Genomic DNA, 26,719 nt, shown 5'->3' on the forward strand with positions numbered 1-26,719 from the left:
AGCTAGAGCTTATTGGAAATCTTGCATGTTCCAGTTGCCGATATCAGCAGCTGGACCTTCACCACCCTCTTGACCATCTGCACCTAGCGTGAAGATATCAATGGTGCCATTGTCACCAGGGCTTAGGTACTGGTACTCATTACCCCATGGGTCATTTGGTAGACGCTTGATGTAACCACCATCACGGTAGTTGCGAGGCTCTGGGTTAGACGGCTTAGAAACTAATGCTTCCAAACCTTGATCCGTTGTTGGGTAAACGCTGTTATCCAACTTGTACATGTCTAATGCGTTTTCTAATGCCACGATGTCGGTAATCGCTTTTTGTTGATCGGCTTTCTCTTTATTACCTAGCAAGTTAGGCACAACAAAGCTCGCCAAAATACCCAAAATAACAACAACAACCATCACTTCTAGTAGCGTAAAGCCGTGTTGTTTACTACGTTTCATTTTCATTATTTTCTCCGAAAGTTAGATTCAAGTCGTCGTCACTATAGACAAGCCTTGATTCAGAATTTATCCACTCATTAAGTTATTCATTTCAAGCATTGGCATCAATGTCGCCATAACAATGAAAAGTACGAGTCCAGCCATCAAAGCTATTAGGGCTGGTGTAAAGATGCCTAAAGCGATATTGACCGTCGATTCAAAGTTTTGATCTTGGTTATCCGCCGCTCGAGTCAACATACTCTCCAACTCACCACTTTGCTCGCCACTGGCAATCATGTGCAGCATCATTGGAGGGAATAAGCGAGTTTGATCTAAGGCTTTACGTAAGCTTGCACCTTCACGCACATTGTCTGCTGCCAACAAGACTTGCTGCTTTACAAAGCGATTTGACATCACGTCAACAGCGACTCTCATGCCCTCTAGAATAGGGATGGCACTGGAAGTACAGATAGATAGTGTGCGAGCAAAGCGAGCCGTATTGAGTCCTTTCGAAATTTTCCCAAGCAAAGGTAAACTAAGGATTTTTCGGTCCCATGCTAGGCGGAAGTTAGGCTTTTGCAGTGCTAACTTTAAACCGTAAAACAACACCACCAGCACGACAAAAATGCCTAGCCCCCACTCTTGCACAAACTCACTGGCCGCCAGCAAAATTTGTGTAGATTGAGGTAACTCTTGCCCCATTTGAATGATTGGTTCAATGATCTTTGGCACCACAGTTGCCAGTAGGAAAGAAACAATACCGACAGCGAATACCACCAAAACCACAGGGTAAATCATGGCTTGCATTAGCTTCGAACGCATTTTCTGACGATTTTCGACATACTCAGCCAAGCGTTCTAATACGGTATCTAGATGCCCTGACTTTTCGCCTGCTGCAACCATAGAGCGAAACAGCTCATCAAAAATATGAGGATAATCAGCCAAGCTATCCGCCAACGGATAGCCTTCTGTCACTTTGGAGCGCACAGCAGCGATCATGGTACGAATGCGAGGTTTTTCTGCCTGTTCAGAGACTGCTTTTAAGCATTCTTCCAACGGCATACCAGACTGAACCAGTGTCGAAAGCTGTCGAGTGATAAGAGCAAGTTCTGCGGTTTTGATACCGCGTTTGAATCCACCTGAAGCACCAGAAGACTTGGCAGCTTTTGCCTTGGCCTCAACCACTTCAACTGGAACCATACCCTGTTCTTTTAGGCGTTGGCGCACTTGACGAGCATTATCACCTTCAATCGTGCCTTTTTTGCGCTTACCCGTAGCATCAAGTGCTTTGTACTCAAAAGCCGCCATTATGCTTCCTTAGTCACCCGCATCACTTCTTCTAGAGAGGTGATACCTCGGCGCACTTTGCTTAGACCATCGCTACGGATACTTGGTGTGTGCGAACGAATCATTTTTTCAATTTCCTGTTCACCGGCTTCACGATGAATCAATTCTTGAACGTTCTCATCCAGCATCAAAAGTTCATGAATACCAGTACGGCCGCGATAGCCTTTTTGGTTACAGGTTTCACATCCTTTCGCACGGTGCAAAGTCAGCGAATCATGCTCTGTTAAACCAAATAACTTCTTCTGTTCATTATCCGCTTCATAAGGTTCTTTACAGTCTTGGCAAAGTGTTCTTACCAAGCGCTGAGCAAGAACGCCAAGCAATGAAGAAGAAATTAAGAATGGTTCAATACCCATATCACGCAGACGCGTTATCGCGCCAACTGCGGTATTGGTATGCAGTGTCGACATTACTAAGTGACCAGTCAAAGACGCTTGAACAGCGATCTGTGCGGTTTCTAAGTCACGGATCTCACCAACCATCACCACATCTGGATCTTGACGAAGAATCGCGCGTAGACCACGAGCAAACGTCATATCGACTTTCGGGTTCACTTGCGTCTGGCCGATACCATCAATATCAAATTCGATAGGATCTTCTACGGTAAGGATGTTGCGCTCGTTGCTGTTTATCTCTTGTAGGCCAGCATACAAAGTGGTTGATTTACCTGAACCTGTAGGACCAGTAACCAAGATGATGCCGTGAGGACGACCGATCAGATGACGGAAATTATCATGAACGGAAGGCGTCATACCTAAGCTGTGTAAGTCTAGACGAGTCGCGTTTTTATCTAACAAACGCATTACTACTCGCTCACCATGCGATGAAGGCATGGTGGATACACGAACATCGACTGCTCGACCACCAATACGTAGAGAAATACGACCATCTTGTGGCACGCGTTTTTCAGCAATATCCAGCTTCGCCATTACTTTTACACGAGATACAAGTAATGGGGCAAGTTTACGACTTGGAGCTAATACTTCACGCAAGACACCATCTACTCGAAAACGGATAGACAATGTTTTCTCAAACGTTTCGATGTGGATATCCGATGCACCTTCTTTGATCGCCTCGCCAAGCATGGCGTTGATCAACTTAATAATGGGCGCGTCATCTTCCGACTCAAGCAAGTCTTCATTTTGTGGTAGTTCTTCAGCTAATGAGAAGAAGTCATCATCTGCACCAATGTCTTCCATCAGTTGACGTGCTTCTGAAGAGTCACGTTGATAAGCTTCGGTCAGCTTTTTATCGAACGCCTCTTTATCAAGGGGCTGAGGGACAAATGCATGTTTCAGAACACGTCGAACTTCAACCAAAGCCGCTGCACTTAGCGGCTCTACGTAATACAGCACTGGAGGGCGCTCAGGGTGTTCTGTCTCCAATACCAGTTTAAAGCGGTTAGCAAAACTGAATGGCAGACGACGCAAACTTGGCGCGGTGTCTAGCATATCAACCATTACTTCACTTCCATTTGATCGATAAAGGCTTGGATTTCAGGTGCCAATTGTCGTTCATGACCAAACTCAGGCATCACAGGAATCTTGGTATCTTCCATCAACTTCAAGCCTTCTTGCGCTTTGTAAAGCTGCTCAGCACGGATGAAGTTGTACTTACGCTGGGTAATACCATCAGCCGTCATACCATCACGAATAATTGTTGGCTTGATGAATACCATCAGGTTGCGCTTTTCAGTTTGAGTACTGGTTGATTTAAACAAATGACCAATCACCGGAATATCGCCCAGTAGTGGTACTTTAGATTCACTTTCTAATGCACGCTCATCAACCAAACCGCCAAGTACCAACATTTGACCATCTTGAATCATAACCGACGTATTTAGCTGACGTTTAGCAAAACGAACGTCTACCGCGCCATTTGCGCCCAGTACATTTGATACTTCTTGTTCAATGTTCAACTGAACGGAATCACCTTCATTGATCTGCGGTACCACTTTTAGCTTGATACCTACTTCTTTACGATCAACCGTTTGGAATGGGTTATCGTTGTTCGAGCCAGCAGTTGAACCAGTAATTACCGGAACTTCCTCACCAACGATGAATGATGCTTCACCATTGTCCATGACTGTAATGCTTGGAGAAGACAGAATGTTAGAGTTTGAGTCAGAAGCAACAGCACTGATTAACGCTGTCCAGTCACCCATTACAATACTCATCGCAGCGCCATTCACGCCACCTAAAGCTTTCGCTAGTGTTGAGTAGTCACCTTGTTCTGTCGTCGTCTCATTACGTAGGAAATTACCGTCAGTATCATAAACCGCCTTCGTGGTGGTGGTATCTTTCGCTTCTTCTAGGCCAACCATAACCTGACCAATCGGAGCTCCGGTATTACCATACTGAATCACCGCACCTGTTTCTAACGAGCCCCACTGAACACCTAGATTAATGCCATCGCCTTCAGACATTTCAACAATCAGAGCTTCAATCAGAACTTGAGCACGACGGATATCCAGTTGAGATATCACATCTTGGAGAGCCATCATGATATCGGGCGGAGCCGTCACCACTAGAGAGTTGGTCGCTTCATGGGCTGCAATCACCACCTCACCGCGCTTGGTTGAGGAAGCGCCTTTTTGACCCGCTTGTTTTTCAGCTTGTAGGTTGTCGGAAACACCTTTCAGTACGTCCACCAAGTCTTCCGCTTTAGCGTACTTAAGGTAAACCACACGGTTGTTGCCTTTGGTTGCCATTTCAACATCAAGTTGACGAATCAAGCGCTTAAGTCGAGCACGAACTTTCGGATCACCTGAAATCAGAATCGAGTTAGTACGCTCATCCGCTACGATTTTTGGCTCTAAGAATTCTGGCGTGCTCTTTTGGTTAGTCGTTTTATTCAGAGCTTCGACGATGCGTACCATCTCAGCTGCAGAAGCATTACGTAGTTCTACCAGCTCAATTTCTTTATCACCGGCTTGGTCAACACGCTTGATGATTTCAGCAAGACGATTCACCACCGCTGCACGCCCTGTAATCAAAATAATATTGGCAGGGTCGTAATGAACCACGTTACCAGCACCAGCGTTATCGATAAGCTGACGAAGCAAAGGAGACAGTTCGCGCACCGATACATTGCGTACCGCAACAACACGTGTAATCACACTGTCGCCTTTTGCACTGGAATCCCCTAATACTGGTATCGCCGAAGTTTTCGAGTCTTTCGCTTTGATAACTTTCAATACGCCGTTGTCCATTTCTACAACTGCGTAGCCGTACACCTCAAGAACATTGAGGAAGAAGCTGTAATATTGCTCTTCATTCAGAACATCGTAGCTGCGTACATCGATCTTACCGCGCACCGATGGATCAACAATGATCGTCTTCTCTAAGTTTCGGCCAACAATGTTAATGAACTCTTGAATGTCCGTGCCTTTAAAACTCGCGCTAAAATCATTCGCGATTGCGCCTGGGGTGCAGAGTAGGCTGCCAGCAAGTAGCCACGCGCTTTTGCTTAACCAATGTTTCACGTATGTCTCCCTGAACTTACGCTTAGTGCCTAAGTATTAAAATTGGATATAGATGTCGTACTGTTGACCATCTCGCTCAACAGTTAAGTTCAATTCTTGCAGGTTACTCATTTCCTGAGCCAGTTTTGCTAGTGAAGATGGATCACGTAAGTCGATACCATTTAACTCCACAGCAATATCACCTGCTTGCAAACCTACATCATTAAATAAAGAAGCTTCACGCCCTGGTGAAACGCGATAGCCAATCGTACTGCCATCTTTCTTTACTTCTGAAATGCTGATGTAGTTAAAAACTCGTTTAGGGTCACGCGCAATCTCTGCACGGATCTGATCCAGCTTCTCTTCAGAAACAGAAGCCTCTTCAGCATTATTTTTTGCCACGGGTCTTGATTGTGCTGTCTGGGATAGCTTCTTGTATTCAACCCCTTCAAGCATCAAGGTTTCATCTCGCCCTTGGTTGTCGATAATCACACGATCCACCAAGACAGCTTTTAACTTAGCTCGAGTACCTTCAATTTCCTCACCAATACCATAAGTCGCTTGCTTACCACGATTGGCAATAACCGCAAGGCTAGTATTCGCATTCGAACTCGCCACGGCACCTACCAAGGTAAGGTTCAAACGCGTTTTAGGGGCGTCTTTTACGATCGGTTGCTCAACCACAACGGGCTTTTGCTCGCTGTACTTGCCAAATAGGTTGGCATTTTGGATCGCTGAGAAATCGATGGCATCAGATTTGTTAGTACTGACCGAAGAATTAGAAGATGGCTGCCATTTGGCAATGCTAGAAGACTGAGGCATTGCAAGCCAAACCAATTTGCCTAATACCCACCCGATCATTGCAATCAATATGCACGTTGCTATCAAACTGAGTTTAGATTGAATAGCTAGATTGTTGGACTTGATACGAGCCAATAGCGGGCTACTCAACAATCCAGCACTTAGCTCCAAACGCTTCACTTAATAAATTCCTTTATTGTTACGCTCGCCGATAAACACTCAAAATGACCGACGTTACCCTGAAAAATTTGCAACAACTTTACTAGTCAACAAAGAGCAGTGAACTATATCACAAGATAGTTTTTGCTCTGTTTTCTTATGCCGTTTTTGCCAACTCCCTTGAAAAAATTAGGCCTTGACTCCATTTGTAGGTGAATAATCCACCACTCGATATCACATTTATCGCAGTGATTAGATATGACAGAGTTATATGAGTTCCATAAATGAAGCCGTAAGGCTAGATAAATGGCTGTGGGCGGCCAGATTTTACAAGACACGCTCCATCGCTCGGAATATGGTCGATGGCGGCAAAGTCCATTATAATGGACAACGAAGCAAGCCAAGCAAGATCGTTGAACTTGGAGCAGAGGTGCGCTTGCGCCAAGGCAATGAAGAGAAAATCGTTATTATCGAGAAAATCTCAGATCAACGCCGTGGTGCACCGATCGCTCAAACACTTTACAGCGAAACCACTGAAAGTATAGCTAAGCGTGAAGAACACGCTACGCAGCGTAAGCTTAACGCCCACAACCCAAGTCCGGAACGCCGCCCAGATAAAAAGCAGCGCCGAGACATCATTAAGTTCAAACACCAATAAAAGCCGGAATTACCGACGAGGAACGCACTCCATGGCAAACAATGTTTTAAACCGCTACCTATTCGAAGATCTTTCAGTACGTGGCGAGTTGGTACAATTGGATGAAGCATACCAACGTATTATCTCCAGCAAGGAATATCCGGCAGCACTACAAAAACTGTTGGGTGAGCTACTCGTTTCGGCCACTCTTTTAACTGCAACTTTGAAGTTCGAAGGCTCAATCACTATCCAACTACAAGGTGATGGTCCTGTATCACTGGCAGTTATCAATGGCGACCACGATCAGAAGATCCGTGGCGTGGCTCGTTGGGAAGGCGACATCGCTGACAACGCAACACTTCACGAGATGATGGGTAAAGGTTACCTAGTGATCACTATCGAGCCGAAGAAAGGCGAGCGCTATCAAGGCGTAGTAGGCCTAGAAGGTGACACTCTAGCTGACGTTATCGAAGGCTACTTCGCCAACTCAGAGCAGCTAAAAACTCGCCTATGGATCCGCACTGGTGAACACGAAGGCAAAGCACATGCTGCTGGTATGATGATTCAAGTCATGCCTGATGGCACAGGTACGCCAGAAGACTTTGAGCACCTAGAGCAACTAACGGATACGGTAAAAAATGAAGAGCTGTTCACGCTACCTGCGAATGAGCTGCTATACCGTCTCTACAACCAAGATAAAGTTCGTCTATACGAACCACAACCTGTTGAGTTCCACTGTGGTTGTTCTCGTGAACGCTGCGGTGCTGCAATCATCACGGTTGATAAAACTGAAATTTATGACATTTTAGCTGAAGAAGGATCAATTTCTTTACATTGTGATTACTGCGGCACGTCATACACGTTCGACGAGTCTGAAGTAACCGACCTGTACACTCAGTCAACTCCTGACAGCAAAATTGTGCATTAATTTTCATAGCTTAACAAGCTTGTAATTTACCCTTCAAAAGGCCAGCATCACGCTGGCCTTTTTGTGATCAAACCCACGTATAACCTCGCTTTAAACGTAATAAAGCAACTGCTTAATTTTAAATAATTAATAATCATTTTGCTCTAGCGCAAAGGTTTGCGCGCACGATAAACTATTCGTACCGATATGTGACGGGTTACCTAAAACCATACTGAAATCATGGATATTTTTTGAGCTATCTCCCTGTTTTCTCCCCGCCCCGTTGCTAGCATGGTGAGCAGATAAAATTAAAACATTCTTACAAAATCCCTACAAAAATCCTTATAAGGAGCACCTATGACCGTTATGGAACATACAAAGGCTGCAACACTTGATCTAACCAAACACGGACTGCACAACGTTAAAGAGGTTGTTCGTAACCCAAGCTACGAAATGCTGTTCGAGGAAGAAACCCGTGCTGACCTAACTGGTTATGAACGTGGTGTGGTTACAGAACTCGGCGCAGTTGCCGTAGACACTGGTATCTTTACTGGTCGCTCACCAAAAGATAAGTACATTGTAAAAGATGCAACAACAGAAGAGCACATGTGGTGGACTTCTGATGCAGTGAAAAATGACAACAAAGCAATCAACAAAGAAGTATGGGACGACCTAAAAGAGCTAGTGACCAACCAGCTTTCAGGTAAACGTCTATTTGTGATTGACGGTTATTGTGGTGCAAACCCAGACACTCGTTTGAGCATTCGAGTGATCACTGAAGTTGCGTGGCAAGCACACTTCGTGAAAAACATGTTCATCCGCCCAACAGAGGAAGAATTGGCAACGTTTGAGCCTGATTTCGTGGTAATGAACGGTGCGAAATGCACCAATGAGAAGTGGGAAGAGCACGGTCTGAACTCTGAAAACTTCACGGTATTCAACCTAACAGAGCGCATGCAACTGATCGGCGGTACATGGTACGGCGGGGAAATGAAGAAAGGTATGTTCGCGATGATGAACTACTTCCTACCGCTTAAAGACATCGCATCAATGCACTGCAGTGCAAACATGGGTGAAGAAGGCGATGTAGCGATCTTCTTCGGTCTATCTGGCACAGGTAAAACCACCTTATCGACAGATCCTAAACGCGCACTGATTGGTGATGACGAGCACGGCTGGGACGACGACGGCGTATTCAACTTTGAAGGCGGCTGTTACGCGAAGACCATCAAACTATCGAAAGAAGCTGAGCCAGACATCTACAACGCAATCCGTCGTGATGCCCTGCTAGAAAACGTTACGGTTCGCAGCGATGGTTCTATCGACTTTGATGATGGTTCTAAGACCGAGAACACCCGTGTGTCTTACCCACTACATCACATCGACAACATCGTTAAGCCAGTATCAAAAGGCGGGCATGCAAATAAAGTTATCTTCCTATCGGCTGACGCATTTGGCGTACTGCCTCCTGTGTCTAAGCTGACACCTGAGCAAACTAAGTACCACTTCCTATCCGGCTTCACTGCGAAGTTAGCAGGTACAGAGCGTGGTATCACTGAGCCAACGCCTACCTTCTCAGCGTGTTTCGGTGCAGCATTCCTCACACTACACCCAACTAAATATGCTGAAGTTCTTGTAAAACGTATGGAAGCAGCAGGCGCTGAGGCTTACCTAGTCAATACGGGCTGGAACGGCAGCGGCAAGCGTATTTCTATCCAAGATACGCGCGGTATCATTGACGCCATCCTAGATGGTTCGATTGAAAACGCTCAAACTAAACATATCCCTATCTTCAACCTAGAAGTACCGACTGCTCTACCAGGTGTAGACCCAAGCATCCTTGACCCACGCGATACTTACGTTGACCCACTACAATGGGAAAGCAAAGCCAAAGATTTAGCAGAGCGCTTTATCAATAACTTTGATAAATACACGGATAATGCAGAAGGCAAATCACTCGTAGCCGCTGGCCCACAAGTTGACTAAGTTCAACGTGATTTAGTTACAAAAACACTTCACAAGCCCCTCTTTTGAGGGGCTTTTTATTGAAACCTCTTCAATATTGATACACTCTAAGCAGCAAGCTGGCCAAAGGTTCTCAATGGAATGAAGACAGTAATAAGGATTCTCGCACTCGCTCTTGTCATATTGATTTGTGTACCAATCGTACTCGCGAGTTTGTTGACAACATCATACGCACCACAAACATGGCAGCTTATCTCACAGCCATTATCCCTTGATTGGCAAGCCAAAAGTGTCGAATATCAGTTTCCTTATCATGTATCTCTACAAGGCGTCACAACGGCATCAGAGCAAGTACCCTACATTGAACAAGTCGACCTTTGGTTTAATCCAGATATTCGACGCGATGGCCGATGGATATTGGACAGCCTATTAATTGATGGCGTAGAAGCACAGCATGGCTTGCCTCAAGTCCAGATGCCAAGCAATATTTTGCTTCATCAACTCGCTCTGAAAAACATCAACTATGCCGATGACAGCTATACTGCTCGAAACTTAAATATCCAGATCCAAGAGCCAACCTGGCTAACAAAAACACAAACCATTCCCTATGGTGAGATTCAGTTTTCCGCTGACCAACTCTACTGGAAAGGGGAAGCGTTCAATCGACTATTGCTCGATGTCGATTACAAAGCACAAGACAGCACCCTTTATGGCGCTTCATTTAACTGGCGTGGCAGTGAGGTCTCCGGTCAGGGTGAGCAGTATCCGCAAGGCTGGTCACTAGTGAATGTGACCGTAAATAAGCTAAAAATCGATAATCAGCAACTGCAATCCCTGCTTGCTAAACCTTGGCAAGCACTGCCAATTAACATCAACCATATCAATAGCCTCGACCTACTAAATGCGGATATCGAGTACAGTGATTGGCATTGGCAAAACCTAGAACTGTCGCTCGAAAACGCGTCTCTACCTCTATCATTGTGGAACACAACGGCGCAGGTTTCTTTACAAGCGGACAGCGTCAGTTTCCAAGGTCAAACCGCCATTGAGCCTCGCTTAAACGCTCAACTAAAACCAGGTTCTATTCAACTACAGGAACTGAGTTTGGACTGGCAACAAGGCACTGTACAGTTATCAGGTATGTTTGAACCAAAGCACTGGAAAATTAACAGCGCGACCATCATTGGATTGAAATGGGCCATCCAACCTGACGAAAAGGTCGACTGGTGGCAAACCGCCACAGAAAGGCTCCAACAAGTCGATGTAAAGCAGTTAGAGATTGAACGCAGCCAAGTCATCCAATTATCCAAACAACCTTACTGGCAGCTTTCTGGCTTGAATTTGGAAGGCGATAAGCTTGAAATAAAACGCAGCAACGGTCACTGGGGCATTTGGAGCGGTAAGCTCGATGCCAGCGTCGTGAACGCCAGCTACGACCAAGTCCTCTCATCACACGCCGCAATATCAACACAAAGTGACAATGGTTTCTGGCAGCTAACACGTTTGTTCGCACCTCTGGAACAAGGCTATATCGAAGGCTTGGGACAAATTGACCTCAGCACCACCAGTCAACCTTGGGCGCTGAACCTCAACGCCGATGGCATTCCCTTGCAATTGCTTCACCCCTATTTACCAACGGTACTTGCGGTTAATGGTTTTTCCGATTTAAGTCTCGATTTAAAAGGCCTAGCGGGCGATCAAAACATGCTTGCCTACAGCTTATCGGGGGAAGTAGAAGCCAACTTGCGTGATACCACCTTAACGTCACAAGCTGATGATTCACTCAAAGCGATCACTTTCAGCCCAGTACGTTTACAAGCCCAGCGGGGCGAAGTGAAGCTTCAGCCAGTAACCATTTCAGGCAAAGCCATTTCGGGTAAGATTTCGGGAGAGTTTGATATGGCCAACAACCCGCTTAGTGGTGCGATTTATCAGCTCAAAGAAACATGTGGTTCAATTCAAGGTGACCTGCTAAGTGGAGAAGTCGACACAAATGAATGCGTCAAACAGACTGAGTCAGCAGAACCCAAACAGAGTTCACCCAAAGCGACAAACAGCATAAGCATTGAACCGATCAACTTAGAGCAATATGAGGAAGAGTTAAGTGAAGAAGTAGTGGTAGAAGAAAAAGAAGCGACTACAGTACCGGACTTAGAAGAGCAGCTTCTCTCTGTTCAAGAAAGCTCTTTTATCGAAGAAAAGCCACCTGAAGAAAGCACCACTTCAGAAGCAGGCAACTCCAAGATAGAACCGGGCGCATCGCAAGAACAGGATGCGCCACAAGAAAAACTAGAATCAACGGACCTAACAGCTGAGTAGCTTAGAGTAATTTGGCAGCAACATGTACGTACCAACAAAATCCACCGCAGGCACGTCGCCACTGTAAATCACCACGTGGATAACAATGCGTGCTTTACGCCCTGATGCGAGTCTGTCCAAATCCCCACTAATGCCATCAAGCGAGGTACTCGCTACTGGGTTCTGCTCAACTGGATGGCGATAACGAATCGAACTGTCCGCCAACACGATATCACCGTGCAAGCCACGCTCTTTCATTAACAACCACGCCATCCCCCACCCTGTAAGAGTCGCCAAGGTAAAGGCTGAACCAGCAAACATCGTATTATGTGGATTCAAATTCGGGTTAAGCTGTGCGCTGCATTCAAACTGATAGCCGGTGTATTGGTTAATTTTAATCCCCATTTTATCGGCAATCGGGATCTGCGCTTCCCAACGTTGTTGCAGCTCAGTACACCATTCAGGTCGACGAAGCACATCGGCCATTGGATCAAGCGGCTTCACCATTTGTTGGTGACGTACAGGGCCACGCTCGTCGGTCAGTTCACCACGACGCTCAAAGCCATTCTTCTCATAGAAGGCAATCGCGTCTTCTCGGGCATTACATACCAGACGCTTCGCGCCTTCTTGTCGTGCCAGAGACTCAAGCGCCACCAACACCAGTGAACCCATACCTTTGCTGCGACGATTGTTCTTCACCGCCATGTAGCGAATCTGACCGTCGTTATCTGGAGTAATGTACAAACGACCGATCGCCATCGGACGGCCACGACTGTCAGTAATCATCCTATGATGGCTCATACCATCATACTCATCACGTTCAGAACCGATGGGCATACGCCATGGCTCTCGCAGCATCTGCCAACGAAATTGATAGTACTTGTTAAGCTGATTTTCAGTTTTTGGAGTTATTAGTTTGAACATATCAATCCTTTGAAAGCACAAATCAAATACAAGCCATAAGGCAAATAACCCAAGTAAAATCAATTCACTTGGGCTTAAAGCTTAGACTATGCAGCTAAGGTTTCCAGATTAGACCTGTAACCAAAAAGTCACTGGGCCGTCATTAATCAATGACACTTTCATATCTGCTGCAAAGCGGCCACGTTGCGTGGGCAGTACTTCCTCACACAGATCAGAAAAGTAGTCATACAAACGTTCTGCATCCGCAGGATGCGCGCCGCGAGAAAAGCCTGCGCGAGTGCCCTTTTTAGTGTCTGCTGGCAACGTAAATTGAGACACCACCAAAACCTTACCGTTCACTTGTTTGACGTTGAGGTTCATTTTGCCTTCGTCATCTTCAAACACACGATAAGTGGTTACACGCTCCATCAAACGTTTTGCTTTTGCTTCATCATCGTCCTTCTCTACACCAAGTAGGACAAGTAGACCTTGGTCGATTTCACCGACGACTTCACCGTCTACACGAACGGCGGCTTCACTGACTCGTTGAATTAGCGCTATCACGACTCTCGCTTCCTTCATCTGTTAATTGTAATTCAGCGGTCGAGTGTATCATTTCTAAGTCGTCACTCCAGTGCTCTCTTTCGCCCAGAGCGGCCGTGACTTCCGCGCCAATCAATACGATCAGCCAAGACAAATACACCCACACAAACAGAATCGGAATCGCGGCGAGCGCACCGTAAATCAGCTGGTATGACGGGAATTGGGTAATGTAGAACGCAAAGCCTTTCTTACTCAACTCAAACAGCACCGCGGCGATAGCCGCACCAATGGCACCGTGGGATAGATAAACTTTTTTGTTTGGCACTAAGAAGTACAAACCCATGAATGCAAAGAAGGACAATAACAATGGCAGCCAGCGCAAAAACAGGTTGTAAGCGCCCGACAAGGTTTCGTTTTCTATCAGCTTTAGCGAGGTCACGTAGGAAGTCGCAGCAATGCTCGCGCCAACCAGAATCGGACCAAGGGTCAACACCATCCAATACATGGAGAAAGAAAACACAGGGCGACGCTTGTCTTTCACTCGCCAGATGTAGTTTAAGTTCTTATCAATGTTGGAAATCAACATCAGAGCAGCAACAAACAAAAACGCACCACCTACAGCGGTCATCTTGCCTGTGTTTGAGACAAACTCTTGCAGCGCGGTTCTGACTGCATCACCAGAAGCGGGGACGAAGTTATCGATGATGTAACCCTGCAGCACTTCGCCGACATTCTCAAATACCGGAAACTTTGACAAAATCGACAATAATACCGTCAACATCGGCACAATAGACAACAAAGTGATGTAAGCTAGATAGCCTGCATTAACGTTAACGCGATCGTGCGTCATACGCTTGAGCAAATATTTGAAAAACGCGACGCTCCCCGGCACGAGCTTGCTCAATCTCACCTTGTAACTCTCTGATAACTGGTTCATAGTTCATCCCATAAATTAGCGTCGAGGACATAAGAATGCCTTATTTATTAGCAATTGTACTATCAATTTTCACTTTGACAGGATGTCAGTCCGCATATTATTCAGCAATGGAGCAAGTGGGTTACCACAAGCGCGATATCATGGTAGATCGCGTGGAAGACGCCAAAGAGTCACAACAAGATGCACAAGAAGAGTTCACCAGTGCATTAGAAGCCCTTTCTGCCTTAACCAACTTTGATGGCGGCGAACTAGAAAGCGTCTACAACAACATTAATGACAAATACGAAGACAGCGAAAAAGCGGCGCAAGACGTACGCGACCGTATTGCTGCGATTGAAGATGTGTCTGATGCATTGTTTGATGAGTGGCAAGGCGAGCTAGACCTATACACCAGTGCGAAGCTGCGTCGCTCTAGCGAACAGAAACTACGTGAAACCAAAGCATCTTACAAAACCATGCTTAACGCCATGAAGCGTGCGGAAGACAAGATGACGCCAGTGCTGAACACACTGCGTGACAACACGCTTTACCTAAAGCATAACTTGAACGCGAGTGCGATTGGCTCTCTGAAGGGTGAATTCTCTAGCCTAGAGAAAGACATCCAATACGCTATCAAGCAAATGAATGCCGCGATTGCTGAATCAGACAAGTTCTTGCAACAGCTGAATCAAAAGTAAAACTTAAAAAGCTCCTCTTCGTGAGGAGCTTTTAGTTTATACCCTCTCCGACCAAGCCAACGGCGCTTCGAACAAACTCTACTCGCTCATTCACAGTTCCCCATGGCACTTCCACCACTTCATATCCAAGCTCATGGTAAGTATCGAGAAGAGTTTGATGAATTTGCAGAGCTTCTTCAAAGCTATGCGGACGCACTTCATCTTGTACATAGACAGAGACTTCTGGTCGACAAGTCAGTACCTGACCATGGTACCCAATACTCTCTTTAAAGAAAGCTTGCTCAACGGAACAGCCACCCACTTGTAGGTATGCCACGATGTCAGGGATAGCACGGTCAACGAAAGCCACATCATGATTGAGCGCTTCTCGCTTTTGCTTCCCCATTAACTCAAGGCATAAGTTGGCGAACTCCGGCAGATTCGTCCAAGGCAAAATACCGTTGTACAACTGGCTTTGCTGCTCAATCAAGGTACGAGAACCTTCAGCAAAGGTGGCATAGCCCAATTCACCTAGCGCATTCAACAAGGTTGTTTTGCCCGCCCCTGGGCCACCAGTAATCACAATTGGATTCATAATGTTATTCCTTCAGATACAAAAAGCCCCGAGCATAACTCGGGGCCTCTTCTTAATCGAATCCGTTACAGCAGATTATTTTGCTGAACGTGAAGCACGCTTACGATCGCTTTCCGTTAGGAATTTCTTACGGATACGGATGCTTTCAGGTGTTACTTCTACTAGTTCGTCATCATCGATGAACTCTAGCGCTTGCTCAAGAGTCATCTTGATTGGCGGAGTAAGAACCTGTGCGTCATCTGTACCAGATGCACGAACGTTAGTTAGCTGCTTACCTTTCAGTGCGTTTACTGTTAGGTCATTGTCGCGGCTATGAATACCGATAACCATGCCTTCGTAAACTTCAACACCGTGACCGATAAATAGACGACCACGCTCTTGAAGGTTAAACAGTGCGTTAGTCAGAGCTTTACCCATCGCGTTTGCGATTAGTACGCCGTTTACACGTTGACCAATGTTACCACCTTTGTGTGGCGCGTAGCGATCGAACGTATGGTAAAGAAGACCAGAACCAGAAGTCAGTGTCATGAACTCAGTTTGGAAACCGATCAGACCACGAGATGGCATTTCGAAGTCCATACGTACACGGCCTTTACCATCTGGAGACATGTCTTTCAGCTCACCTTTACGTAGGCCGATGTTCTCCATGATGCCGCCTTGGTGCTCTTCCATAACGTCGATAGTTACTGTCTCGAACGGTTCCATTAGCTGACCATCTTCTTCTTTGATGATTACTTCTGGACGAGATACAGCAAGCTCGAAGCCTTCACGACGCATGTTTTCGATCAGGATAGATAGGTGAAGCTCACCACGGCCTGATACGCGGAATTTGTCTGGATCGTCAGTTTGCTCAACACGCAGTGCAACGTTGTGTACTAGTTCTTTCTCTAGACGCTCTAGGATGTTACGTGAAGTAACGAACTTACCTTCTTTACCAGCGAATGGAGACGTGTTTACTTGGAACGTCATAGTAACTGTTGGTTCATCAACAGACAGCGGTGGTAGAGCTTCAACTTGGTTTTGTGCACAGATAGTGTCAGAGATTTTTAGCTCGCCAAGGCCAGTGATTGCAATGATATCACCTGCGTTAGCTTGCTCAACTTCGTGACGCTCTAGGCCTAGGTAGCCCATTACTGTACCTACTTTACCGTTGCGAGTTTTACCGTCAGCACCGATAACTGTTACTTGTTGGTTTGCTTTCACGCTACCACGAGTTACACGAGCAACACCGATAACACCAACGTAAGAGCTGTAGTCTAGCTGAGATACTTGCATCTGTAGTGGACCGTCTAGGTCAACTTCTGGAGCCGCTACTTCTTCAACGATAGTTTGGAATAGTGGTTCCATGTTTTCGCCAGTTTCGCCCTCTTCTAGAGTAGCCCAACCGTTTAGTGCTGAAGCGTAAACCACTTTAAAGTCTAGCTGTTCGTCAGTTGCACCTAGGTTGTCGAATAGGTCAAATACTTGGTCCATAACCCAATCAGGACGAGCACCTGGACGGTCAATCTTGTTGATAACAACGATTGGCTTAAGGCCGTGTGCGAATGCTTTTTGTGTTACGAAACGCGTTTGTGGCATTGGGCCATCAACCGCGTCAACGATAAGTAGCACTGAGTCTACCATCGACATGATACGTTCTACTTCACCACCGAAGTCCGCGTGTCCCGGAGTATCTACGATGTTGATGCGGTAGTCATTCCAGTTAATTGCTGTGTTTTTAGCAAGAATGGTAATGCCACGCTCTTTTTCGATGTCGTTTGAGTCCATGACTCGCTCTTCAGCTTCGCCGCGAGACTCTAGAGTACCTGATTGTTGTAGTAGTTTATCAACCAGTGTTGTTTTACCGTGGTCAACGTGCGCGATGATCGCGATATTTCTTAATTTATCAATCTGTGGAGTAGCCATGGATTTGATTCACTTAGATAGATGAAATGCCCCCACGCTGAGAACGGGTGCTCTCTGGTGACATTTGCTGATTAAAAAAACGGCCATAATGTACCAGATTTTAGCAAAAAGCATAGAAATATGTGATCTACTCCCGAGCTTTTCTGCGAAATTTACGCTTGATGCCCACTTTCCTCGTTAAAGCGAATTGATTCAACGCAATTTTATTCCAATCGTTGCGTAATACAAATTGACTCTCGCTCAAAAACTAGACTAAATAAGCAACGTGTTTGTCACATTGTGGTGCAGCAATCCAAACATGCACCACTTTGGTGCGTCGTTAGATCATTTTGGTGCAATCGTTTGCACCAAACTCGCACTTAAAAACGCAATCCATTGAAATTAATGGAATAATTTTTTTGGCACGGTTTTGGCTTTAGAGAAACCAGCATCGATTAATAAAATATCAAGTAGATTAATCAATGCTGGATTTAATCAAGAAATCATAAATCGAGCTTTTACCGCTTTATTAACACTGGAGGTTATCCAAGATGTCAGTAGAAAACGTTCTATCGCTGATCCAAGAAAACGAAGTTAAGTTTGTTGACCTACGCTTTACTGATACTAAAGGTAAAGAGCAGCATATCTCTCTACCTTCTCACCAAGTTGACGCAGACTTCTTCGAAGAAGGTAAGATGTTCGATGGTTCTTCTGTTGCTGGCTGGAAAGGTATCAACGAATCAGACATGGTTATGATGCCAGACGCATCATCTGCGGTTCTTGACCCATTCACAGAAGATGCAACGCTAAACATCCGTTGTGACATCCTTGAACCTGCAACTATGCAAGGTTATGACCGCGACCCTCGCTCTATCGCTAAGCGCGCTGAAGACTTCATGCGTTCTACAGGCGTTGCTGACACAGTACTGATCGGTCCTGAGCCAGAGTTCTTCCTATTTGACGACGTTAAGTTCGCAACTGACATGTCTGGTTCTTTCTTCAAGATCGATGACGTAGAAGCAGCTTGGAACACAGGTTCTGATTACGAAGAAGGTAACAAAGGTCACCGTCCAGGCGTTAAAGGTGGTTACTTCCCAGTAGCTCCTGTGGATTCATCTCAAGATATCCGTTCTGCAATGTGTCTAGTGATGGAAGAGATGGGCCTAGTTGTTGAAGCGCACCACCACGAAGTAGCAACTGCGGGTCAAAACGAAATCGCAACTCGCTTCAACACGCTAACAACAAAAGCAGACGAAATCCAAATCTACAAGTACGTTGTACACAACGTTGCACACGCATTTGGTAAGACAGCGACATTCATGCCTAAGCCACTAGTTGGTGACAACGGCTCTGGTATGCACGTTCACCAATCTCTAGCAAAAGATGGCGTAAACCTTTTTGCTGGAGATAAGTACGGCGGCCTATCTGAAATGGCGCTTTACTACATCGGTGGTATCATCAAACACGCTCGTGCAATCAACGCATTTGCTAACCCATCAACGAACTCGTACAAGCGTCTTGTACCAGGCTTCGAAGCGCCAGTTATGCTTGCTTACTCTGCACGTAACCGCTCTGCTTCTATCCGTATCCCAGTGGTACCAAGCCCTAAAGCACGTCGTATCGAAGTTCGCTTTGGTGACCCAGCGGCTAACCCATACCTATGTTTCGCAGCAATGCTAATGGCAGGTCTTGACGGTATTAAGAACAAGATCCACCCAGGCGAAGCGATGGATAAAGACCTTTACGATCTACCAGCTGAAGAAGCAGCAGAAATCCCAACAGTGGCATACTCACTAAAAGACGCGCTAGAAGAACTAGATGCAGACCGTGAGTTCCTAACTGCAGGCGGTGTATTCTCTGATGACTTCATCGATTCTTACATCGATCTTAAAGCTCAAGACGTAGAACGAGTAAACATGACAACTCACCCACTTGAGTTCGAACTTTACTACTCTGTTTAAGTTTTACCTTGTGTAAAATGTAAGCTCAGTTACAAATTATTAGGCTCGCCTCGCAGGCGAGCCTTTTTTGTATACGCTCACCAAAGTTGCCCATTTAACATGGAGGGATAACAAAAATACGCCAGAGCCTTTATCTATATTGATCAGAAGTCTAGGCAACCGAAACGTGAAATCATCGATCAAAAGAAGGTGAGCCATGAAAGTTCAGCTTATCCCAACTCTGTGCGCACTCAGTGGCCTGCTGATTGCGTCAACCGCTTGTGCTCAAGTCGCTTACACTTGGGTAGATAAAGACGGGGTCATTCACTTTAGTGACACTCCTAATCAAGGGGCGAAAGCCATCGCTCTTCCTAACTTAGAAGCCAGCGCACCAGCACCTAAAGTCCAGAGCACAGAATCGTTAGCCCCTCAAGCTAAAACGCGAGAGGAAACGACCGAAACGGCAGAAGAGAAAGCTGAAAAACCTCAGCCACTCTCCTTATCGATACTTACCCCACAACATGATGAAACCATTCGTAGCAACAGCGGATTAATCAACATTCAGCTTGAAGCTAACCGCAAACTGGGGATTGGAGAACAACTACAACTGATCCTTGATGGAAAACCATATGGGGCGCCACAAGGCCGCCTCACTTGGCAACTGAGTAACATCGACCGAGGCACCCATACCCTTGCCGTGCACGCCAAAAGAAGCGGCAAGCTTATTGCATCTACTAGCCCTATAACAGTGCATTTACATAGAGCGAGTGTGAAGCCTAAATTGCCAAGGCCAAAACCAGAGAAATAGCGCAAATAACAGATGCTCGGAGTGTTATTTTACTTTTTCTTCTGAGGTTTATTCGCCATACTTACGTTCTATCGCACCAATTTGGTGCAATGCACAACAATCACGCAGACAAGGACGTAATGTGGATACCAGTCTCTCCAGTGCCATTCTCAATAACATGGTTGCAGCAACGTTAATTCTCGATGATGGATTAGCCGTGCGCTATGCCAATCCTGCGGCAGAGTTATTGTTTTCGCAAAGTGCTAAGCGCATTGTTGAGCAGTCGCTATCTCAGCTGATTCAGCATGCGTCATTAGATCTCGCGCTACTCACTCAACCACTGCAAAGCGGCCAAAGCATTACCGACAGTGACGTGACCTTCGTTGTTGATGGGCGTCCTTTAATGCTGGAAGTCACTGTTAGTCCGATCACGTGGCAAAAGCAATTAATGCTGCTGGTTGAGATGCGTAAGATTGACCAACAACGTCGCCTGACTCAAGAGCTTAACCAACACGCCCAGCAACAAGCGGCAAAGCTCTTGGTGCGTGGTCTCGCTCATGAAATAAAAAACCCACTCGGCGGTTTACGCGGGGCGGCACAACTATTAGAAAAAATGCTTCCCGATCCTTCATTGAAGGAATATACCCAAATCATTATCGAGCAAGCAGACCGATTAAGAGCCTTAGTGGATCGTCTTCTTGGACCACAAAAGCCGGGTAAAAAGACCCAAGAAAACCTTCACCAAGTACTGGAGAAAGTGCGCCAGTTAGTGGAATTGGAATCTCAACATTCCATTGTGATCGAGCGCGACTACGATCCGAGCTTGCCAGAAATCCTGATGGATGCTGACCAAATCGAGCAAGCCATGCTCAACATCGTCAGTAATGCAGCACAGATTCTGTCTCACCAAGAACACGGTAAAATAACCATACGCACCAGAACGGTGCATCAAGCTAACATTCATGGCCAACGCTGCAAACTCGCCGCGCGCGTCGAGATCACTGACAACGGTCCGGGCATTCCACCAGAACTACAAGATACCCTTTTCTACCCAATGGTCAGTGGTCGAGAAGGCGGTACCGGTCTTGGCCTGTCTATTTCCCAAAATCTGATCGACCAGCATAACGGCAAGATTGATGTCGAGAGCTGGCCGGGTCACACCACTTTTACGATTTATTTGCCAATCTGACTTGATTAAATGACTTGGTTTTTCGTCAGCTTTAGGCTTTTGCTGCAAGGATTTATTACATGAGTAAAGGATATGTTTGGGTCGTCGATGACGACAGTTCGATTCGCTGGGTAATGGAGAAAACCCTCTCCTCCGCCAACATCAAATGCGACACCTACGCAGATGGGGAAAGTGTACTGATGGCACTGGATCGCGAGGTGCCTGATGTATTGGTCTCGGATATCCGTATGCCAGGCATCGATGGCTTGGAGCTGTTAAAACAAGTTCAACGTGATTATCCCGATTTGCCCGTGATTATCATGACGGCTCACTCAGATTTGGATGCTGCGGTGAATGCTTACCAAAAAGGCGCATTTGAATACCTACCCAAACCATTTGATATCGATGAAACACTTACGCTGGTAGAGCGAGCGATAGCTCATAGCCAAGAGACCAAGCGCGATCAGTTGTCTCACGAAGAGCTCCCTACCGATACGCCAGAAATCATCGGTGAAGCGCCAGCCATGCAAGAAGTATTTCGTGCGATTGGCCGCTTGTCTCGCTCTTCCATCTCTGTACTGATCAACGGTGAATCAGGTACAGGTAAAGAGCTAGTTGCTCATGCACTGCACCGCCATAGTCCGCGTGCCAACAAACCTTTTATCGCCCTCAATATGGCCGCGATTCCAAAAGACCTGATTGAATCCGAGCTGTTTGGCCACGAAAAAGGCGCGTTTACTGGTGCAAACAGCGTTCGACAAGGCCGCTTTGAGCAAGCCAATGGTGGCACACTGTTTTTGGATGAAATCGGTGACATGCCATTGGATATTCAAACTCGCTTATTGCGCGTGTTGGCGGATGGTCAGTTCTATCGCGTTGGGGGGCACTCTCCTATTCGCGTTGATGTGCGTATCGTCGCTGCAACACACCAAAACCTAGAAAAACTGGTCCATGAAGGTGATTTCCGCGAAGATTTGTTCCATCGACTCAATGTAATTCGTGTTCAGATCCCCGCCCTAAGAGAACGTAAACAAGACATTGAGAAACTCACTCAGCACTTCCTCGTCCGAGCTGCCGATGAGCTCGGTGTTGAAACCAAAACACTGCATCCATCTTCAGTCGAAATTCTTAATCGTCTTGATTGGCCAGGTAATGTGCGCCAATTGGAAAACATCTGTCGTTGGTTGACCGTTATGGCAAGTGGCAGTGAAGTGCTGCCTAATGATCTGCCGCAAGAGCTACTAGAAGAAAAGAAAGTCAAAACGGAGTCAACAGGGGAAAGCTGGCAAGAACAGCTTGCTGACTGGGCCAAACATGCCCTAGAAGCTGGTGACAAAGAGCTACTCTCTTACGCATTACCTGAATTTGAGCGAATCTTATTAGAAGCGGCGTTAGAACATACTAAAGGTCACAAACAAGATGCCGCTAAAGTATTAGGCTGGGGAAGAAATACATTAACCAGAAAGTTAAAAGAGTTGTACTAGTTTGATATTTAATCACCAAGCGAGTAAAAATTGACTCGCTTGGTGATAAGAACATCAGTACAATTACGGTATAGCAACCCATAATAAATACTGAGCAATGTCATCACCGACTACACAAATCACTTTACGCACTGCTGTTTTGATTCCTTTCTTGCTAATATTTCTATTTGCAATTGGGGTGATCATCTTTGTCCAAAAGCAGAGCTATGAAGAGGTCGTGACTGACATCAGCAACAAACAGTTAACTGTGCTGACAGAAGGCGTTCATGATCACCTGAATGACTATTTAAGAAAACCATTTGCTGCAGTCCAAGCATTAGGCCACAGTGCGAGCTTTCATAACTTATTTCACCCGAATAACACGACAGATATTGAGTCGTATCTATTAAGCGCATTTCAAGATCTCTACAGCTCTATTCCCCAATTAGATGTGATTGCTTTTGGCTCGATCATTGGTGACTTCGCCGGCTTCCGTCGCGAAGCAAACGGTGAATACACCTTAATGATTCAAGACAAGCGAACTAAAGGCAACTTGGCCATCTATAACGGAAAAACACAAAACTCTGGTTTACGCTCGGTCATCTCACAGTACGATCCTCGAGTTCGGCCTTGGTATACGCCCGTAGCAGAAACTCATCAACCGACATGGTCACCGATCTACGCGAATGCGGATGAGCGCCAAGAAATCACGCTATCTGCGATGACTCCTGTTTTTGAGCATGGTGACTTTGCTGGTGTGCTAGTCGCAGATGTTCGAATCAACACCTTCAATGCCTTCTTGAGAGAACTGCAACAGAATACCAAAGCTTCCGTGTTTATTATGGATGAAGATCATCGCTTGGTAGCACAGTCAAGCGCAGGCAGTGTCGTCTCTTGGGGAACCAAGTTCACTCATAAAGGTCAGCGATTACTCGCAAAAGAAAGTTCCGACCCAATAATCCAGAATAGTGCCTCTAGAATCAGTGAGCTTGCTTTGAACTCAACCTCACAACCTTATACTTTTCAACTAGATCTCTCGGGCGAACGCTTATTCAGCCGAATGACGCCTTACACCGATGATTATGGACTCACTTGGTTTATTGGTATTACTGTCTCAGAGTCTGACTTGGTCGGAACACTGCCAAATAGTCAAAGAAAGAGTTGGTTTGTAGGCCTGCTCGTGACCCTACTAGGTATGTCTAGCACTTGGTTTATCTTTAACCGCGTGACTCGACCGATCAATGCAACAGCTTCAGCAGCGCAAAACCTCGCCAAAGGCAATTGGGATGGATCCATGCCTCGGCCCGGTTACGTTTATGAAACCACGACTTTAGTACACGCATTCAATGAGATGGCGAACAACCTAAAAGTATCGTTCAAAGCATTACGTGAGCAATTGATACATGACCCATTAACTCGTTTATATAGTCGACAGGGCTTGATTGAGATGAGCTGCACCATGCCAAGCCAGATCGGAGGCCGCGTGTACTTGCTTGGCGTGAATCGCTTTAGAGACATCAATGACAGTGTCGGCCATCACAATGGTGACCAATTACTGCTTCGTATTGCTGAGCGCCTTGATCAGCAATTTGGTGACGAGTTTATTTTAGCTCGCATCGGAGGAGACGAATTTGCTATTTACGCACCAAACTTACAAAAAGAAGAAGAAGTGCGCTTAACAGTGAGACGGGTTCAGCAGGTCTTCGACTCTCCGTTTCTCTGTGCAGATGAAACTGTCATTATGAACATTGCAATTGGTGTTGTGGAAACGCAGCCTGAACACCAAATGCAGCAATGGTTACGTAATGCCAGCATTGCATTGAATTACGCCAAACAAGAAACCCATTCCGGAGTATGTTACTACAGCCCTGAGATGGCCAGCGCATCCAAGTTTCGCACTCAAATGATAGCCAAAATCCAACAAGGTATTGAGCAAGAAGAGTTTATTCCGTATTACCAATCAATTATTGATCTATCGAGTGGAGAAGTTGTTGGTGCAGAAGCGCTGGCACGCTGGCACAGCGCAGATGGTGTTGTGTCACCGTTAGACTTTATAGCACTGGCTGAAGAGAGTGGCATGATCAAGCAAATCGGTCATCAAATCTTGCTCAAAGCTTGCCAAGAAACTCAAGCAGCCATTGAAGGTGGTCGTTGGCACAAGGATTTCCAACTGCACGTGAATGTATCTGTTAACCAGCTGTCATGCCCTGAGTTTATCGCAGATGTGGCAGACGTTTTATCTCAAACAGGATTGTGTGCTCAAAATCTAACACTTGAAATCACAGAGTCTAGAATCGTTGGTGGAGACCCAACAACCTTAGATAATATGCTTAAGCTACGCGAAATGAACGTTGGGATTGCCATTGACGACTTTGGTACCGGTTATTCTTCACTAGCGTATCTTGATAGCTTGCCATTTACTTGTCTCAAGATAGACCGGACGTTCACAAATAGGTTAAACCCAAACAATTTGGAAAACTCTGTCTTTGCCGCCATCATTACCATCACTAAAGGTTTGAAAGCTAATGTCGTCGCAGAGGGTGTAGAGACAGCTGAACAAGCGCGGCTTCTGCGCTTACTGGGCTGTACACAGGTTCAAGGTTTCTATTATAGCCGTCCATTACCTATCGAAGAATGGCCAACACATTTGGTTAACATGAAGTAGAAAAGAGCTGAAATTGTTGATTTCGTAGTCATCCTCTACTGACAATCTACCTAACTGTTATTTATACTTAACTGCAATTCTATTCCTGTTCACAATTATCTGGATCGACATAATGATAACTAAGAATCTACCCCTTACAGATTTGCACCGTCACCTTGATGGTAATATCCGCACTCAAACGATTCTCGAACTTGGTCAAAAGTTCGGTGTAGCGCTTCCAGCATACGATATTGAGTCTCTTACACCACACGTTCAAATTGTCGAAGCAGAACCATCTCTTGTGGCTTTCCTTTCTAAGCTAGACTGGGGCGTGGCAGTGTTGGGCGATCTAGATGCATGTCGCCGCGTTGCTTACGAAAACGTTGAAGACGCACTTAACGCACAAATTGATTACGCAGAGCTGCGCTTCTCGCCTTACTACATGGCAATGAAACACAAACTACCAATAGCTGGCGTAGTAGAAGCCGTGGTTGATGGTGTGCAAGCAGGTATGCGTGACTTTGGTATAAAGGCCAACCTAATCGGTATCATGAGCCGTACGTTTGGTACAGACGCTTGTCAACAGGAACTGGAAGGCATCCTAAGCCAGAAAGATCACATCGTAGCAGTAGACCTTGCTGGTGATGAACTTGGTCAACCTGGCGATCGTTTTGTTTCTCACTTCAAACAAGTACGAGATGCTGGTCTAAACGTCACTATTCACGCAGGTGAAGCAGCAGGCGCGGAAAGCATGTGGCAAGCGATTCAAGAGCTTGGCGCAACTCGTATTGGCCATGGCGTTAAAGCAATCCAAGATCCTAAACTGATGGATTACCTAGCGGAAAACCGCATTGGCATCGAGTCTTGCTTAACTTCGAACTTCCAAACCAGCACGGTTGAATCTCTAGCAAACCACCCTCTTAAGCAGTTCTTAGAGCACGGTGTGCTAGCGTGTCTAAACACGGACGACCCAGCGGTGGAAGGCATTGAACTGCCATACGAATACGAAGTGGCAGCACCAGCAGCAGGCCTGACTCAAGAGCAAATTCGCCAAGCGCAAATCAACGGTCTAGACATCGCTTTCCTATCAGATGCAGAAAAAACTGAACTGAAAGAAAAAGTGAAAGATCGCGTTTAATTTCCGCGAAAGACATAAAAAATGCCAGCATCTGCTGGCATTTTTTGTATTCGTAATC

General features: G+C 46.0%; 21 protein-coding genes. 11 read left to right on the forward strand and 10 right to left on the reverse strand.

Annotation, left to right across the window (positions count from 1 at the left end; translation table 11 throughout):
• Positions 1 to 9: 9 nt before the first annotated feature.
• The 5 genes from gspG to gspC are packed head-to-tail and all read right to left on the reverse strand — an operon-like array spanning position 10 to position 6,217.
• Positions 10 to 453: a type II secretion system major pseudopilin GspG gene (gene gspG, locus ACTS60_RS08760; RefSeq protein ID WP_440887927.1), complete on the reverse strand. Its 444-nt coding sequence runs from the start codon at positions 451 to 453 to the stop codon at positions 10 to 12.
• A 60-nt stretch (positions 454 to 513) separates the two neighbouring features.
• Positions 514 to 1,734 (reverse strand): type II secretion system inner membrane protein GspF, encoded by a 1,221-nt coding sequence (gene gspF / locus ACTS60_RS08765; protein WP_440887928.1) that lies wholly within the window; start codon positions 1,732 to 1,734, stop codon positions 514 to 516.
• Positions 1,734 to 3,233 carry a type II secretion system ATPase GspE gene (gene gspE / locus ACTS60_RS08770; protein ID WP_010444984.1) on the reverse strand — a complete coding sequence of 500 codons (1,500 nt, stop codon included), beginning with the start codon at positions 3,231 to 3,233 and terminating at the stop codon, positions 1,734 to 1,736. The genes gspF and gspE overlap by 1 nt, the downstream gene beginning before the upstream one ends.
• On the reverse strand, positions 3,233 to 5,257 hold the full coding sequence (gene gspD, locus ACTS60_RS08775; RefSeq protein WP_440887929.1) for a type II secretion system secretin GspD: 2,025 nt from the start codon (positions 5,255 to 5,257) through the stop codon (positions 3,233 to 3,235). The genes gspE and gspD overlap by 1 nt, the downstream gene beginning before the upstream one ends.
• A gap of 36 nt (positions 5,258 to 5,293) precedes the next feature.
• Positions 5,294 to 6,217 carry a type II secretion system protein GspC gene (gspC, locus tag ACTS60_RS08780; protein WP_440887930.1) on the reverse strand — a complete coding sequence of 308 codons (924 nt, stop codon included), beginning with the start codon at positions 6,215 to 6,217 and terminating at the stop codon, positions 5,294 to 5,296.
• A 250-nt stretch (positions 6,218 to 6,467) separates the two neighbouring features.
• On the opposite strand from gspC, the gene hslR reads away from it, so the two are divergent.
• The 4 genes from hslR to ACTS60_RS08800 all read left to right on the forward strand — a co-directional run bounded on the left by hslR (position 6,468) and on the right by ACTS60_RS08800 (position 12,024).
• Positions 6,468 to 6,854, forward strand: a complete 387-nt coding sequence (gene hslR, locus ACTS60_RS08785) for a ribosome-associated heat shock protein Hsp15 (protein ID WP_440887931.1) — start codon at positions 6,468 to 6,470, stop codon at positions 6,852 to 6,854.
• Positions 6,855 to 6,885: 31 nt separating this feature from the next.
• Positions 6,886 to 7,761, forward strand: coding sequence for an Hsp33 family molecular chaperone HslO (gene hslO / locus ACTS60_RS08790; protein WP_440887932.1), 876 nt, complete (start codon positions 6,886 to 6,888; stop codon positions 7,759 to 7,761).
• A 336-nt stretch (positions 7,762 to 8,097) separates the two neighbouring features.
• Positions 8,098 to 9,726, forward strand: coding sequence for a phosphoenolpyruvate carboxykinase (ATP) (gene pckA / locus ACTS60_RS08795; protein ID WP_010444979.1), 1,629 nt, complete (start codon positions 8,098 to 8,100; stop codon positions 9,724 to 9,726).
• 120 nt (positions 9,727 to 9,846) lie between these two features.
• Positions 9,847 to 12,024 (forward strand): AsmA family protein, encoded by a 2,178-nt coding sequence (locus ACTS60_RS08800; RefSeq protein ID WP_440887933.1) that lies wholly within the window; start codon positions 9,847 to 9,849, stop codon positions 12,022 to 12,024.
• Here the strand turns inward: ACTS60_RS08800 and ACTS60_RS08805 are convergent.
• The 3 genes from ACTS60_RS08805 to ACTS60_RS08815 all read right to left on the reverse strand — a co-directional run bounded on the left by ACTS60_RS08805 (position 12,010) and on the right by ACTS60_RS08815 (position 14,386).
• Positions 12,010 to 12,927 (reverse strand): bifunctional GNAT family N-acetyltransferase/hotdog fold thioesterase, encoded by a 918-nt coding sequence (locus ACTS60_RS08805; protein WP_440887934.1) that lies wholly within the window; start codon positions 12,925 to 12,927, stop codon positions 12,010 to 12,012. The genes ACTS60_RS08800 and ACTS60_RS08805 overlap by 15 nt on opposite strands.
• 108 nt (positions 12,928 to 13,035) lie before the next feature.
• Positions 13,036 to 13,470, reverse strand: coding sequence for a D-aminoacyl-tRNA deacylase (dtd, locus tag ACTS60_RS08810; protein ID WP_038884235.1), 435 nt, complete (start codon positions 13,468 to 13,470; stop codon positions 13,036 to 13,038).
• Positions 13,442 to 14,386 (reverse strand): virulence factor BrkB family protein, encoded by a 945-nt coding sequence (locus ACTS60_RS08815; protein ID WP_440887935.1) that lies wholly within the window; start codon positions 14,384 to 14,386, stop codon positions 13,442 to 13,444. Before ACTS60_RS08815 ends, dtd begins: the two co-directional genes overlap by 29 nt.
• A 35-nt stretch (positions 14,387 to 14,421) precedes the next feature.
• Here ACTS60_RS08815 and ACTS60_RS08820 point away from each other — a divergent pair, with 35 nt between their 5' ends.
• The gene (locus ACTS60_RS08820) at positions 14,422 to 15,063 is read left to right on the forward strand and encodes a DUF2959 domain-containing protein (RefSeq protein ID WP_005448522.1); all 642 of its coding nucleotides are present in this window, start codon (positions 14,422 to 14,424) and stop codon (positions 15,061 to 15,063) included.
• 31 nt (positions 15,064 to 15,094) lie between these two features.
• Here the strand turns inward: ACTS60_RS08820 and ACTS60_RS08825 are convergent, their stop codons facing one another.
• Positions 15,095 to 15,637, reverse strand: a complete 543-nt coding sequence (locus tag ACTS60_RS08825; protein ID WP_440887936.1) for an AAA family ATPase — start codon at positions 15,635 to 15,637, stop codon at positions 15,095 to 15,097.
• Between the two features lie 75 nt (positions 15,638 to 15,712).
• Complete coding sequence (gene typA, locus ACTS60_RS08830) at positions 15,713 to 17,542, reverse strand: translational GTPase TypA (RefSeq protein WP_440887937.1); 1,830 nt, start codon at positions 17,540 to 17,542, stop codon at positions 15,713 to 15,715.
• 530 nt (positions 17,543 to 18,072) lie between these two features.
• On the opposite strand from typA, the gene glnA reads away from it, so the two are divergent.
• From glnA to add, 6 genes are all read left to right on the forward strand, one after another.
• Positions 18,073 to 19,482 (forward strand): glutamate--ammonia ligase, encoded by a 1,410-nt coding sequence (gene glnA / locus ACTS60_RS08835; protein WP_440887938.1) that lies wholly within the window; start codon positions 18,073 to 18,075, stop codon positions 19,480 to 19,482.
• A gap of 196 nt (positions 19,483 to 19,678) precedes the next feature.
• Positions 19,679 to 20,269 (forward strand): DUF4124 domain-containing protein, encoded by a 591-nt coding sequence (locus ACTS60_RS08840; protein WP_440887939.1) that lies wholly within the window; start codon positions 19,679 to 19,681, stop codon positions 20,267 to 20,269.
• Between the two features lie 79 nt (positions 20,270 to 20,348).
• A complete protein-coding gene (gene glnL, locus ACTS60_RS08845) occupies positions 20,349 to 21,437 on the forward strand; it encodes a nitrogen regulation protein NR(II) (RefSeq protein ID WP_440887961.1) in 1,089 nt (362 codons plus the stop codon).
• Between the two features lie 59 nt (positions 21,438 to 21,496).
• Positions 21,497 to 22,900, forward strand: coding sequence for a nitrogen regulation protein NR(I) (gene glnG / locus ACTS60_RS08850; protein WP_440887940.1), 1,404 nt, complete (start codon positions 21,497 to 21,499; stop codon positions 22,898 to 22,900).
• A gap of 97 nt (positions 22,901 to 22,997) precedes the next feature.
• Positions 22,998 to 25,544, forward strand: a complete 2,547-nt coding sequence (locus ACTS60_RS08855) for an EAL domain-containing protein (protein WP_440887941.1) — start codon at positions 22,998 to 23,000, stop codon at positions 25,542 to 25,544.
• 112 nt (positions 25,545 to 25,656) lie between these two features.
• Positions 25,657 to 26,661 (forward strand): adenosine deaminase, encoded by a 1,005-nt coding sequence (gene add, locus ACTS60_RS08860; RefSeq protein ID WP_440887942.1) that lies wholly within the window; start codon positions 25,657 to 25,659, stop codon positions 26,659 to 26,661.
• Positions 26,662 to 26,719: the final 58 nt, after the last annotated feature.

The organism is Vibrio sp. WZ-1, from assembly GCF_052037695.1.
Classification (GTDB): domain Bacteria; phylum Pseudomonadota; class Gammaproteobacteria; order Enterobacterales; family Vibrionaceae; genus Vibrio.

Excerpts from the sequence above, each read along its gene's own strand:
- ACTS60_RS08800 (WP_440887933.1), top strand. The coding sequence starts at position 9,847 with ATGAAGACAGTAATAAGGATTCTCGCACTCGCTCTTGTCATATTGATT.
- gspF (WP_440887928.1), bottom strand. The coding sequence starts at position 1,734 with ATGGCGGCTTTTGAGTACAAAGCACTTGATGCTACGGGTAAGCGCAAA.
- gspG (WP_440887927.1), bottom strand. The coding sequence starts at position 453 with ATGAAAATGAAACGTAGTAAACAACACGGCTTTACGCTACTAGAAGTG.
- glnG (WP_440887940.1), top strand. The coding sequence starts at position 21,497 with ATGAGTAAAGGATATGTTTGGGTCGTCGATGACGACAGTTCGATTCGC.
- ACTS60_RS08815 (WP_440887935.1), bottom strand. The coding sequence starts at position 14,386 with ATGAACCAGTTATCAGAGAGTTACAAGGTGAGATTGAGCAAGCTCGTG.
- ACTS60_RS08805 (WP_440887934.1), bottom strand. The coding sequence starts at position 12,927 with ATGTTCAAACTAATAACTCCAAAAACTGAAAATCAGCTTAACAAGTAC.
- hslR (WP_440887931.1), top strand. The coding sequence starts at position 6,468 with ATGAGTTCCATAAATGAAGCCGTAAGGCTAGATAAATGGCTGTGGGCG.
- ACTS60_RS08840 (WP_440887939.1), top strand. The coding sequence starts at position 19,679 with ATGAAAGTTCAGCTTATCCCAACTCTGTGCGCACTCAGTGGCCTGCTG.
- ACTS60_RS08820 (WP_005448522.1), top strand. The coding sequence starts at position 14,422 with ATGCCTTATTTATTAGCAATTGTACTATCAATTTTCACTTTGACAGGA.
- ACTS60_RS08825 (WP_440887936.1), bottom strand. The coding sequence starts at position 15,637 with ATGAATCCAATTGTGATTACTGGTGGCCCAGGGGCGGGCAAAACAACC.
- typA (WP_440887937.1), bottom strand. The coding sequence starts at position 17,542 with ATGGCTACTCCACAGATTGATAAATTAAGAAATATCGCGATCATCGCG.
- pckA (WP_010444979.1), top strand. The coding sequence starts at position 8,098 with ATGACCGTTATGGAACATACAAAGGCTGCAACACTTGATCTAACCAAA.
- add (WP_440887942.1), top strand. The coding sequence starts at position 25,657 with ATGATAACTAAGAATCTACCCCTTACAGATTTGCACCGTCACCTTGAT.
- glnA (WP_440887938.1), top strand. The coding sequence starts at position 18,073 with ATGTCAGTAGAAAACGTTCTATCGCTGATCCAAGAAAACGAAGTTAAG.
- hslO (WP_440887932.1), top strand. The coding sequence starts at position 6,886 with ATGGCAAACAATGTTTTAAACCGCTACCTATTCGAAGATCTTTCAGTA.
- ACTS60_RS08855 (WP_440887941.1), top strand. The coding sequence starts at position 22,998 with ATGTCATCACCGACTACACAAATCACTTTACGCACTGCTGTTTTGATT.
- gspE (WP_010444984.1), bottom strand. The coding sequence starts at position 3,233 with ATGGTTGATATGCTAGACACCGCGCCAAGTTTGCGTCGTCTGCCATTC.